The sequence below is a fragment of the Paenibacillus sp. P46E genome, from assembly GCF_001909095.1.
Classification (GTDB): Bacteria; Bacillota; Bacilli; order Paenibacillales; family Paenibacillaceae; genus Paenibacillus_AQ; species Paenibacillus_AQ helianthi.
Window position 1 is genome coordinate 34,931 of record NZ_LVYZ01000025.1, and the last position, 13,104, is coordinate 48,034.

Sequence of the window (13,104 nt, forward strand, 5' to 3'; positions counted from 1 at the left end):
GAAAACTGATTCTAAAGACGGTTAGTTCAAATGCACAAGCACGCGTTCCTGCCACAGCTGGGGAAGGCTCTTCGCGGTTTTTTCCCACACTTTATAATCACCGACCGGCTTCACATTGGCGTATTCCGCTTGAGGGAGCAGCTTCGCGGCAACATCCTCCGGCAGCTTCACACTGTCGCGGATCGGACGGGCATAGCCTTTCGCCAGATTGATCTGCCCTTCGTCGCTAAGAATATACTCGCGCGTCAGCTTGGCCGCATTGGGATGCGGGGCCCATTTGTTGATGACCGTCGCATAACCGCTTACCACACTGCCTTCCTTTGGAATCGCGACGTCAAAACCGTTTTTGTCGATCTGGTCCTTATAGTTCAGCGCGTTGAAATCCCACAGCAGCGTCACTTCCACTTCACCTTTCTCGATGTTGGCAAGTGAAGCCTCAGCATTGGAGAGCCGGCCTTTTTTCGCCAGGTCTTCAAAGAAGGCAATACCCGGTTCAATGTTCGACTCATCTCCGCCAAAAGCAATCGCTGCGGCGAGCACAGCCATTTGGGCCTGAGCCGCTTTGGTCACATCGCCCACGATGATTTTGTAATTGCCGTTCTTCAGGTCCTCCCAGCTCTTCGGCGGGTTGGCCACCAGCTTGGTATTGGTCAGAAAAGCAATACTGCCTTGATAACCCACCACCCAGTTGCCGTCCTTATCCTTGGCCCAAGCGGGGATCTCGTCCCAATGGGAGGTTTTGTAGGGCTGGGTTACGCCCTTATCTACTGCAACCGGACCGAAGGCAATGCCTACGTCGCCAATATCGGCTGTCGGCTTATCCTTTTCCGCTTCGAACTTGGCAATTTCCTCTGCACTCGACATATCTGTATCGGTATGTGTAATTTCATACTTGGCCGTAATATCATTCCAGGTATCCTTCCAGTTAGCCCACGAATCCGGCATGCCCACACTGACTACAGCGCCTTCTTTGGTAGCTTCGGCTTCAATTTCGCTTAAGCTCAGCTCTTTGGCCCCGGTATTACCGTTCTCTTTATCAGCTTTGGCTTCCGAGTTGGCACAAGCGGCAAGCAACAGGACGAGCAAGGACAACAGCAGACCCATGGATAAAAGTTTTGCGAATCTTTTTTTCATGATTTCCCTATCACTCCTATTTCTGATTTGCGGGCTCCCTCTCTGATCCAAGCTTATTCGCTGCCCAACTGAAGTATAGGGGGACACTATTCGCCAGACATTAAGAGTAATAGTAACATTTGTAAATAAAACAACTGCCTGGATTGCAGACAGTTGTTTTCTGTAAATCTTTGTACGTTACGCCGTTCAACCTACATACGCAGATGCTTTTTGAACCAATCCAACATTTCCGGGAAGACTTCATCCAGATAATTCATGGTGCAATGCTCCGCATCCTCCATATAATTCAGCGTCGTTTCCCCTTTGGCCCAGCCCGCCATTTTGTCTGCATGCGTCTTGGGCGAAGGCATCACCTCATCATGGCCCGCATGGTAAAAGAGCAGCGGTGAGCGCAGGGCTGGAGCCTCTTCAATATCATAATTGAACTGCGGGAGCGCCGCCTCCAGTGTTTCGCAGCCCGTCATATAGGTAACCCCCCGCTGCCAGATCGGATTCAGTTGCTTCAACCCCCGCAACCCGCCGATATACACCAGACCGCTGTTACCGGCCGTACATTTCACCCTCGAATCGCGTGCTGCCGCCTCAGGCGCCAAATATCCCCCCAGACTGAAGCCGACAAGGCCGATCCTTGTGAGATCCATTCCGCTCGGCGGCTGCTGTTCGAACCAGTCGATTACCGCGGATACCGCAGAATGGTAATCCCGGGCGTCAAATTTTAGCGAACGCCACATTTCCCCCTGTCCCGGTCCGTCGAATGTAAAAAAGTTAAAACCCTGCCCGCTAAATACGGAGCCGAAATGATGCCCTTCCGCTTCTTTAATGTTATCCATGCCATTCACAAAAATAACAAGGGGCCTGCCTTCCGTGTCCGCTTTTCGCAAATATCCCGGGATGGAGACTCCGCGATACGGGATATCCACCCGGACAGGCTTCTCCGTGTCGTTATACAAAGAGAGGGCCTTGACATAGCTTTTCCTTGCCTTTTCCTGTGTGGCTTCTTTCTGTACGCTGTCGATAAAAAAGATATGCTGTCCCGCATGGTAGCAGGCCACCGCTTCATGGAACAAAGCCCTGGATTTGCCCAGGCTGCCTTCCGCAAGTGCCCTTTCCGCAGTACGGTACACCTCATCTCCTTCCGCCGTCCAGATCTCACACCATTTGCGCCAATCGCCGATTCTCGCCACCACTCTCCGGAGTCTTCCATAATCCGTCCCGAACATTAGAAACCTGCCATACCAGTGCTGATACACTCTCTCTTCATTAAATACAAACCGGAATGCGAATCTTTCCTTCATCGTGAGCTCTGTCATGAACACCCAATCCTTTCGTGGTTGAGATTTAATAGTTATATATATAATAGCTATAACAACCATTTGAACAAAAAAATTTATTGTGCATTCCGGCAAATTTTCTCCAAGGTGTGGATGAATTGCGCCAGTTCCTCATCGGGGATATCTTGCTTAAATTGTTCATTTAAATGGTTCACATGAGGAATAAGGTCGGCAAACATCTCTTTTCCCGCTGCTGTCAGATAAATCTGATAGCTCCGGCGGTCTGTACCATGCGCTTCGCGGGCCACATACCCCTTCTTGGCAAGCACATCCAGAATACGCGTAACATTCGTCTTGTCCTTGAAGGTTCTGGCCGCAATCTCGCTCTGAATGATCCCAGGCTCCGCATACAGCACATTCAGCACTGTCCATTGCTCAAAGGTCAGGTCGTAACCCTTCTCCATAAAAATGCCCAGCATCCTGCGCTTGATCAGCACCTCGCCCTTGATAATCTGAAATCCAATCAGCTCTGTATAATCAAATCCGTCAGGCATAAACCTCACCCATCCTCAACAAGTTGTCACAGCTATAGTAGCTGCAACAACCTTTATTTGTCAAGGACCTTTAACCGCAAAAAAATCAGACTTCGAGTTTACTCAGATCGCTAACTAAATTCCGCATCCACTTGCGGGAGTAAATCCGGGCGTAGCCGAAACCAAAGCGGACAACCTCCTCAAGAGATATAACGAGATACACGAGGAAAATCGGCTGTTTCCAAATGTATGACAACAGCAGGCCGGATGGGACACCTATAAGCCACGTTGCGGTGGATTCCATGCCGAACACGAACTTGCTGTCCCCCCCGCTATTCAGAATGCCTCCGGCCATGATCATATTGGATACTTTCACCCATAGAAATCCAGCGAACACGATAATGATATAAACGCTCATTTGTTTGGCATCCCCGGAGATATTAAACGTTGAGACATACAGCTTCGAGCCTGCCGCAATAACAACACCGACGATCAGAGAGATAATGATTCCAAGGCGAATGAACCGTTTGGCGTGATGGAGTGCGATATCAGTCTCGTTCGCGCCTAAACGGTTGCCAACCATTACCCCGGCTGCACTAGCCAGTCCGGACAACAAACCGATGCAAAGCCCCTGCAGCGGGAATGTAATGGTCATCGCAGTCATCTCAGTCGTTCCCATACGGCTATAGATAATTGCGTATGCCGTTTCTCCCAATACCCAGATTAATTCAGTCAACAGAAGCGGATAAGTCGTTGCAAAAAACTTGGCGATCAGCGGTCTGGGAATGATGAATAAGTTCTTTAAACCAACCGCTCCCGGTAAGCGATACCGGTACACGGCACCAATAATCAACAAGCATTCGAAAACCCTGGAAGCAAGAGTAGCAATAGAGGCGCCCTTAAGTCCGAGCTCAGGCGCACCAAAATGGCCGAAAATAAGCACGTAGTTCAGGACGATATTCAAACCAACTGTAATTAAGCTGACATACATTGGCCATTTGGCATGGCCGGTACTACGCAATATCGCAGAATACATCATCGTGAGCATAACAGGCACAAAGCCTAACGACATAATTTGCAGAAAAATATACCCATTATCTATTACATTCACGTCTGTGGTGAACACGCCCAGAAAGAACGGCGAGTCGATGAAGACCGCTGCGGAGAACAAGAACGAGAACACGAAGCCTACGATCAGCCCGAGACCCAGCACATGGGATACGCTTTTGGAATCTTTGTTCCCCCAAAACTGGGCAGCATAAATCGATACACCCGTCGATAAACCGGCCAGCACGACCGAGATGATCCCGTATATTTTTGTAGACATCCCGACCGAGGCAATCGCCACATCTCCCAGCTGTCCCACCATCAATTGATCCGTCAAGTTGAGCAATGCCATCAGCAAGCTTTGAAGCGTAACGGGCACAGCAATTTTGTATACACTTTTGTAGAAATCGTCCTTGTCTGGCATAGATTTTACACAACCCCCATATTCTCGATTTACAGCTCCCAAGCCATTCGAAGTCTATGACTTAAGTGAGGTCATATCACTTTTTTGTAGCGCATGAGCGTATAATTATCTTTTGGCTGAACTTCTACAACCTTGAACTTCTTCGCAAAGCACAATTCCTGATACCCGTCCCCATCCACTAAAGTTATGTTCGAGGAGCCGCCTATGATGATCGGAAGCTGCATCAGAATAATTTCATCGACGATATCCTGATTGAATATATGCCAGTTCAGAAAGCCTCCTCCTTCTACCATCAGGCTGGTAATACCGTAGTCTTCCTCTAACTGGCGCTCAAGCTCTACGAAGTCGACTGTATCCTCGCCGCAGATGAGGCATTCCTTCCCCTTTTCCCGGATCAGTCTCATTTTCTCCTCGTCCCGCCCCTTCTCGGTCGTGACGATAATCGTCTTTCCCTGATCGGAGAGCACATTGCTGTCCAGCGGAATGTCCAAAGTGGTCGTCGGAATGATGCGGATTGGATTTTTGTTGGCCTCATATCGGTTCGTGAGAAACGGATTGTCCGTCAGAATTGTATTTTTACCGACCATAATGCCCTGTACATTGCCCCGGAATAGATGGATAAATTCGATATCCTGACTGGAAAACAACGAAAATAGCTCCTTACTCGAATTGCCTGCCCCCATCGTTAGCTTTCCATCTATAGAAATTTGGCTGAATATAGTAGTTTTCATTTCGCTTCTCCCCGTCTCTTATTGGCTTTGAAATGCGCTTAAAGATTTCTGGATCGTCAGATCTATTTGTTGGAGCGCCTGTTCCGGATTACTCATAGACAGTTCGGTCAGACCGGCACTAAGCGCCTCCCAGATATGGATCATGAATGAATCGTTAGGCATCGGGCGCGCATGATCCAGAAGCGACAAAATCTTTTTTTTGTTAGGGGCGGCAGAAGCGGCCAGACGATTCTGTACCTTCTCATGAGCCGGAATCCGCTGTACTTGAAACGCCCACATCGACTGGCATTCTTCGCTTAGCATAAAACGCGTGAACGATAAGATATGGTCCCGTTCCTCCGACGCTAACGAATGATTAGGGTAAAGCAGGCCGATGGAAGAAGACATGGACAAAGATTGCCGGCCTGCAATGACTGGAAGCTGACAAACCCCAAGCTTATGCTTCATATGCTTGTCCAGATGGTTATAAATCCACTCGCCGCAAATAATAGCGCCGACCTTACCGTCGATGAACTGCTCAAGCAGCCCGTTTGAGCCGTCGAGACTGGTGAGTACACCTTGGTCCATCTTGTTGCGGATAAAATGAAGCGCCTGCTTCATTTCAGAGGTGGCAAGATTCGGCTTGCCTGCCTCTACGGGCCAACCGCCAAATGCCGAAAGGAACGGAATAAACCAGTAGCCTTGCTGTAAATCCGCTCCGATGGGCACGATACCCTGAGCGGACAGCTGCTCTGCTGCCTCTTCGAATATGTCCCATGCCGTCGGCGGACTGGCATAAATTTCTGTATTGTAATAGACAACCAAATGGTTGCCCCGCAATACCGGTACACCATACTGAACACCATTTACCTGCATCGTTGAAAGAGCACTCTCAGTGAGCACATCGGCAAACAGCCCGCCCGGCACTTCGGAGTACAGCCCGTTCCCGACATAGGAGGACATGTCAGCAGGAACCATTGCCAGCTGCGGACCCTGACGTGTGTCCTTAATCCGGTTCAGACCCGCAATGAGCTCCGTAATGTTCATCACTTGTGGGGTCACCTGTATACCGAAGCGCTCCGTGTACAGCTTGCAAATTCCCTCCAGCACTTCAATCGAGGTATCCCCCGGACCGTCAAATTCATGCCATAAGACGAGTTCTTTGTGGTTCCTCTGCATAGCAGCCTCTCTCCTTTAATTGACTATGGTTGCTGACAAGCACCACAGCCTGATTGGGTGTTAGCAGCAAGTGGTCTAGCGACTGACCTATGCTGCCGGTAGTTAAGGAGCTATCCAGTGCCACAGTCATTGGACCGCGGCCAGGGACGGCAGCCATCAAATCAATTTCAGAGCTAGCATCAGCATTCAAATTAAAGCAGCACAGCATCGTTAGATCGCCACGCATGTATCCGTAGAGCACGGTCCCCTCCGGTGATTCAGCCACGAAGAAGTTGTCCGGCTTGACCAGCTCGAGCCAGTCTTTTTTGAAGTCACTTAGCTCAGCCAGCAGTGGCAGAAGCGGTGCAGGATTCGTCCAATTAATCTGCAGGACATTAAAAAATGCGCGCGGGATGTCACTTCCGTTCGTATTGTCTCCAAGACCGCAGTTCAACGGCTGCTCTTCGTTCATTTCATAACCGGTTGTCACGTATGGAATCGCGTTCGGAAGAAATTGATTAAATACCGCGGTCATACGGGCAACCTCTACCCCGCCCCGGCTCGTAATCCGGGGTGTATCTGCCGTTTCTGCACAGGCAAACACATGGATATTTAACTCAGGCAGTTCCTCCAGGTAGGCAACCAGATTGTCCTTCGTCATTTGCGTCATAACATTCCATCCGCTGCCAAGCATAATATTGTAGCCGGTGCTGGCCGCTTTCTTGTGATTACGGTTAAACAAGTCTTCGCTAATCAATATGGCATTCGGATGTATCTCTTTTATCGTGTCAAAAATACGGGTAAGCAGCTGAGTCGGAAGCACATGTCCGATGTCAATCCGGAAGCCGTCAATACCATATGTTTCGAGATTAAACCGTACTGCCTGCTCCAGAACATCCCACAGCTCAAGATTGGGTTCTTCTCCCGGGTAGTCATTGCATTTAATGGTATCGAACAGCACAAATGGCGCTTGATCCGGACGTATAAGATGTCTCACTTGCGGAGAGAAATCCTTATAGAGGCGCAAGAACGTAATGTCTGTCCAAATCGGTTGCACATCATTAATCCAGTCAGAATGCGCCGGAGAAGTCGTTATCCCCAGTTCTTCCTCCACCAAAGTCAGTATTTCTTCTCCGGTTCTGGCAGCCCTTTCTCTTAACTGCTGCCAAATGACTGGATTCAGTTCGTTTGGCGGCTGTGAAAACTTACGAAGAAACGCTTCCGTCTCTTGGCTTCGATAGACCAGCTCCAGCTTGTCAGGCGTACATTCCTCAAAAAAACCAAGCTCTGGAATCGATGGCGGTGCAAAGCCTTCGAGAGCATCCGTCTTGATCCAATACACCCAATCAGGATGTTCAGCTATGAACTCACTGTTTTTGGCGGTTACACGCGGAATGAAATCGACAACGGTTTTAATATCAAGCAAATGGCAGGCTTCTACCAGAGCGCCAAGCTCATCGTGAATGGTGAAGTTGTCCATCCCGTCGAGCAGGCTGTCATGCAGGTTCTGGTCCAGGCGGAATAACGATTGCACAGCGTAAGGCGATCCGATGTCTCCCTTCAGGTTCAACGTGCTATACTGGTTAACCGGAAGCATGTACAAAATATTGATACCCATCCTTTTCAGCAGCGGCAGAAGAATACAGAACCGCAAAAAAGTACCGGACTCTGTTGTTCCGTCATGATTGTAATCCCAAGCTGTTGAGTAACGGACAAGCGCAGAATAGATCGCACTGTCATCCAGGTTCGTGCGCTCCTTGAGCAAATACCTCCACGAAAGCTTGTCCAAATAGTTGAAGTGCTCTGTCATAAAATCATACGGGTGCACACAAATTTCACCCTCTTTGGCGAAGAGAACACGTTCATATTGGCACTCGTTCCACACAGCAGGTATCCAAATCGGCTCCACGTCTTTATCCTTGTGAGTAGACAAGTAATCCTGAACAAGTCTTAATTTGCTGTCTTTGCTCATTGGCAGGTACCCCCTCTCGTTGATCGTAATTCTACGTTTACGGAACAAAAACCGTCTTTACAGTTTCACTCCCAACCGGCTTCAAAGTGTCCAATTCATAGCCGATAAGCTCGTTAATTGCTGCTTCGTGCTGATTCAACTTCACTTTTCTAGTGACTAGTTTCTTCAATTCCGGTGTCTCAGCAGCAAATCGTAAAGCCTCCTCGAACATGTGGCGGTACTCCCCTGCTGCGATAATTTTGATCGCCTGCTGTGCAAATTTGGTGGGGGAAAATGTGTACCGGTACTTCGCATTAATCCCAAAAGGAACAATACGCCCTCCACGCTCAATCCATCTCTCTGCGAATTCGAGCTGGGTGCCCACTGTATCGATAATCAGATCAAATTTGTGGCCCGAGCAGATCTCGTGTACGGTGGCTTCGGTGAATTGGGATGGTGTCATAGCGAAATCTGAAATTTCTCTTGCAAAGGCGAGCCGGTAGGGATTAATTTCTGTCGCAACGGTGAGCGCTGCTATCGATTTGCTGACCATTTGGCACAAAATCCCCATCGGGCCCGACCCGAGAATGAGCACCTTATCGTCTGCCGAAACGCCAGCCTCCTTGAAATTGTGCAGCACACAGGCAAGCGGCTCAATTAACACCCCCGTCTCCCAGCTCATATGATCCGGAATACGGTGTGCAAACGTTTGTGCAGTTGAGTAAAAAAAAGTGAATGTCCCATTTCGATTCAAGCCTGCTATGGGCATTCCCATTCCGTCTATGCCCATACACAGGTGAGGCTGGTTTTTCAGGCAAAAATAACATTCACCGCAACTTTGATTCGGATCAATAACTACCCGGTCTCCCACCTTCACGCGGTCGACGCTGCTGCCGATTTCTACGACGGTGCCTACAGCCTCATGACCGCGAATAATATCTGGAGCACCCTCCTCTTTACCGGTTATGACCGCTAGATCCGTTCCGCACACACCTGTCATTTCAATCCGGATTTTGACTTCATCCGCCGCTGTGATCTGCGGCTCCTCACAATCGCAGAGTTCCAGCTTGTGATTGGATGACCATACCAGAGCTTCCATCTACTCGCCTCCACTTTCATCCTTTTTTCAGAAAAATTTGATTCCCTTTCAATTTCGTCCAAAATATATCACATTGCCTTTGTCGAAGTAAGGTGAATTTTGTAATTAAATGTTATCCATTAACATTTTCACATAAATATCACATGCGAAAGCGTTATTATTTATATTTATGGGGTCGTGAATTTCTTCCCGCCAAACCACAAAAAGGCATCCCCAATAATCCCTAAGGATGCCTTTATTCGGCATATTAAGACAGTCGTACGACATACGTAATGAACTGGTATGCATTATCCTTCAGGACCGAAACGGATGCCAGCAGCTTTTTGCCCGAGGGACTCCAGCGCAGCTGGTCCGACACCTCAATGTCATTTAGCACAGGTGTCTGCTCCCCCGTCTCTACCTCGGTGATGAACAGGCCATCCTGGTCCTCGGCAGCGTTTGCGGATGTGGTTACATAGGCCAGCTTGCTGCCGTCCGGCGACCAGCTGGTCCCGAAGATCTGCTGGCCTGCAGCCAGCCGGGACTGTTCACTGCCTTCACTGTCGCAGATCAGCAGCACCATCTCTCCAGGCTTCGTCCGCTCTACAATCGCCAGTCTGCTTCCGTCCGGTGACGGAATCGCCCACATCACATTCTTTTTCAGCACCTTGGTCTGCTTCGTTTCGGTATCATAGGCACTGAGCTGGCTGTCTTCCCCTGTAATATACAGAATCCGGCCGCCGGACTGAACAACCTCATGAACGTAAGGAATGCCAGTCTTCAGCACTGTTTCCTGCTTGCCGTTCACATCTGCTCTTACAATATTCCCCTCCATATCCGGGAAAAGCACATGTTCATTGTCGGCCCACGCCCCTTCCTCACTTCGGAACTCTGCAGCACTCGCCTTCACAGATACACCCGTGGCCAGATTCATAATGAAACCAATTCCGGTAGCATCATAGAGTTCTTTGTAAAAAACTCGGCTTTTGTCCGGGGACAGCTGCGCCGCGCCATAATTCTTCTCCCCCTCCTGCAGAGGCGTTTCTGCACCCGAAGAGAGTGTGCGGAGATAGAGATTATGCGGATACCGTTCCTGGCCTTCCACCGTCTGCGGAGGGAGATTACGGTTCTCTTTATCGAGTACGATGACCTCCTCGCTGACAAAATCCAAACCCCGTATACCCTCGGTTTTTTCGATACCCGCAAGCTTCAGCTTCGTATATACGGATTCACTGGTATTATCCATGACCGTGATTGTTGTGCCCGATTTCTCGACGGTCTGACGTGAATCCGTATTCTCCTTGCTGCAGGCAGCCATGGACAGAAGAATAGCACAGCACAGCAGAATCTGCACCGCTTTGCCTGGCCTGAAGTTGTGGTCAGGATTCATAGTATGGTTCCCCCCTGATTGAGTTGCTCCCAGCATAACGGATACTTATTTCCAAATAACCCGCCAGATGTTTCCAAGTTGTAAACTTAAGCCCTTCAGGTCATGACGGGAAAAGACAGCTGAAACGCCGTACCTTCACCATCCGGCTCCAGCAGGGCAATGGTTCCGTTCTGCTTCTCCACCAGATTACGGACCAGAGACAAACCTAATCCTGTCCCTCCTGACTGTCGGGAGCGGTCACGGTTAACGGTGTAGAAGGGCTCGAAAATCTTCTCTCTGAATTCTGTCGGTATGCCAATGCCGGAATCCCTGAACGTGATCCAGACCCGTTGATCCCGGACCACGCTGTGAAGATGAACCGTCCCTTGCGGGACATTATATTTGATCGCATTATCCAGCAGATTAATGAAGATATGCATGAAACTTTCCTTATCAATCCAGATCCGCGCCGGCTGTACGTCCAGCGTGATGGTGAGCCCGTACCGTTCTGCCTTGCCCTTCATGCGTCCGCAGATATCCTGCAATACGTCCGCTACCTCCAGCAGCTCCGCCTGGGATTCAAAATCATATTTCTCCAGCGCCGTCAGCTGCAGCACCTTCTCCACCATTTCATAGAGCCGCTGCGTCTCCTTCGCAATACTGAGCTTGGCATCCGACAGCAGCCCGGGATCATCATCGTACATGTTCAAGAGATCGACATAAGCCTTGATTGATGTCAGCGGCGTCTTGAATTCGTGGCTGATATTGCCGATGTATTGCTTCTGCTGCTGCTCCAGCGCCTGAAGCTTCTGCACGGCGAGCTGCAGCTTGCGCTGCTCCTCGTCCTTCGCGGCAATGCTGCTGTCGATCTCCCGGCTCATGAAGTAAATGCCTTCAGCCAGCTCGCCCAGCTCATCTTTGCGCTTGACCGGGGGAGCCGAGATGTACTCGGCGCGGCGGATCGATTCCGCCGCCCTCTTCAGCCGCCCGATGGCCGCGGCGGCCTTGTTGAAATACAGGTAGCCGCCAATGAAACTTAAGACCAAAACTGCGGCGCCCGTGGTCAGGAAGAGATTCAACAGCGTCCGCTGGAAGTTCTGGGCATCCTGCAGCGGATACTCCAGCTGGACCACTCCCATCTGTTGATCAGGCCCCTGCAGCGGTGCCAGATAGAGCATGGTATCGCCGGAGCTTTGGTAGGCGATTTTGTTCTGCAGCGCATAGGCCAGCGCATCGGCGGGTTTCTGCCCCGCCGCCGGGTCTCCCCCCTGCCGGGACGTCCCCGCCTGCTGCCCGTCTGCATCGTACAGTGTCACCTGCAGACCGGTGAACCCGGCCAGCTCTACAGCCAGCGCTTTCCCCCGCTGCTGCATGAATGCCTGCGGCTCAAGCCGTGTACCGGTATAATAGGTCTGTTTGACGCGCAGATTTACCGTTTTGACATGCTGGGCGAGTGCACTCTCGATCTGTGCCTGCTGGTTACGTTCTACTCCTTGCAGTACGAAATAGCTCAGGATGCTAATCGATAGAATCAAGAGCACCGCCAGAAACAGGCTGAATTTCAGCTTGATGCTCATCCTCATGCGAAGCTACCCGCCGGAACAGCCTTGTAACCAACCCCATAGACGGTTTGCAGAATATTCTGGTAGGGCTCGCCCAGTTTTTTGCGCAGCCGCTGGATATGAATGTCCACTGTGCGCGTACCGCCCGCATAGTCCATTTCCCAGACCTGCTCCAGGAGTTCTTCGCGCATATAGACGCGCTGCGGATGGGAGAGCAGCAGGTGCAGGAGATCGAACTCCTTCGGTGTCAGCTCCAGAAGCTCCTCCCCAAGCTGGGCCGATCTCCGGTCCGGGTGAACCCGCAACGCACCATATTCGATCAGCTCGCTTTTGACCTCGGCCGTATTCTTCTCCAGCCTGCGCAGCAGCGCCTTCACCCGGGCCAGCAGCTCGCGGATCTCAAACGGCTTGGTCATATAATCGTCCGCTCCCAGCTCCAGGCCGACGATTTTATCGACAATGTCATTTTTGACGGTAAGCAATATAATCCCTATGTCATCACGGTCCTCCAGCTTGCGGCATACATCATACCCGTTCAGCTTCGGCATCATCACATCCAGCACCATCACGTTGGGATGAAAAATTTGTGCTTTGGCAAGCGCCTCTTCTCCGTCTCCGGCGGTATCCACCTCATAGCCTTCACGCCTCAGCGCATAGGCAATCGCATTTACAATACCAGGCTCGTCATCGACTACCAGCACTTTTTTGGTCAATGGAGGTTCACCTCTTTCACTTGCGGTTATTTATTTCATGCCCGGCCTGTTCAGCCTTAATCTTGCCCCTAAGTGCACATATACTTCCAGACGGACACCGTGCGGAAAAGTTCCGTTGCCTGAAAATAGTTGAGACCCCGTATGATGTAAAACG

11 protein-coding genes are annotated in these 13,104 nt (G+C 50.4%); all 11 read right to left on the reverse strand.

From position 1 onward, the window contains the following. Nucleotides 1–21 precede the first annotated feature (21 nt). Nucleotides 22–1,134, reverse strand: a complete 1,113-nt coding sequence (locus A3849_RS04560; protein WP_074110349.1) for an ABC transporter substrate-binding protein — start codon at nt 1,132–1,134, stop codon at nt 22–24. 191 nt (nt 1,135–1,325) lie between these two features. After that, nucleotides 1,326–2,444, reverse strand: coding sequence for an alpha/beta hydrolase family protein (locus A3849_RS04565; RefSeq protein WP_074110350.1), 1,119 nt, complete (start codon nt 2,442–2,444; stop codon nt 1,326–1,328). A 77-nt stretch (nt 2,445–2,521) separates the two neighbouring features. Beyond that, nucleotides 2,522–2,959: a MarR family winged helix-turn-helix transcriptional regulator gene (locus A3849_RS04570; protein WP_074110351.1), complete on the reverse strand. Its 438-nt coding sequence runs from the start codon at nt 2,957–2,959 to the stop codon at nt 2,522–2,524. An 85-nt stretch (nt 2,960–3,044) separates the two neighbouring features. Next, nucleotides 3,045–4,409 (reverse strand): MATE family efflux transporter, encoded by a 1,365-nt coding sequence (locus A3849_RS04575; protein WP_074110352.1) that lies wholly within the window; start codon nt 4,407–4,409, stop codon nt 3,045–3,047. A 71-nt stretch (nt 4,410–4,480) separates the two neighbouring features. After that, nucleotides 4,481–5,140 carry a dihydrofolate reductase family protein gene (locus A3849_RS04580; RefSeq protein ID WP_074110353.1) on the reverse strand — a complete coding sequence of 220 codons (660 nt, stop codon included), beginning with the start codon at nt 5,138–5,140 and terminating at the stop codon, nt 4,481–4,483. A gap of 18 nt (nt 5,141–5,158) precedes the next feature. Continuing rightward, the gene (locus A3849_RS04585) at nt 5,159–6,298 is read right to left on the reverse strand and encodes a sugar ABC transporter substrate-binding protein (protein WP_074110354.1); all 1,140 of its coding nucleotides are present in this window, start codon (nt 6,296–6,298) and stop codon (nt 5,159–5,161) included. Then, entirely contained in the window at nt 6,261–8,249 is a 1,989-nt protein-coding gene (locus A3849_RS04590; protein WP_074110355.1) for an alpha-amylase family protein, read from the reverse strand. Before A3849_RS04590 ends, A3849_RS04585 begins: the two co-directional genes overlap by 38 nt. A 37-nt stretch (nt 8,250–8,286) precedes the next feature. After that, the gene (locus A3849_RS04595; RefSeq protein ID WP_074110356.1) at nt 8,287–9,327 is read right to left on the reverse strand and encodes a zinc-dependent alcohol dehydrogenase; all 1,041 of its coding nucleotides are present in this window, start codon (nt 9,325–9,327) and stop codon (nt 8,287–8,289) included. 247 nt (nt 9,328–9,574) lie between these two features. Next, nucleotides 9,575–10,696: a TolB family protein gene (locus A3849_RS04600; protein ID WP_074110357.1), complete on the reverse strand. Its 1,122-nt coding sequence runs from the start codon at nt 10,694–10,696 to the stop codon at nt 9,575–9,577. 95 nt (nt 10,697–10,791) lie between these two features. Next, complete coding sequence (locus tag A3849_RS04605) at nt 10,792–12,258, reverse strand: sensor histidine kinase (RefSeq protein ID WP_074110358.1); 1,467 nt, start codon at nt 12,256–12,258, stop codon at nt 10,792–10,794. Next, entirely contained in the window at nt 12,255–12,950 is a 696-nt protein-coding gene (locus A3849_RS04610) for a response regulator transcription factor (RefSeq protein WP_074110359.1), read from the reverse strand. The genes A3849_RS04605 and A3849_RS04610 overlap by 4 nt, the downstream gene beginning before the upstream one ends. Nucleotides 12,951–13,104: the final 154 nt, after the last annotated feature.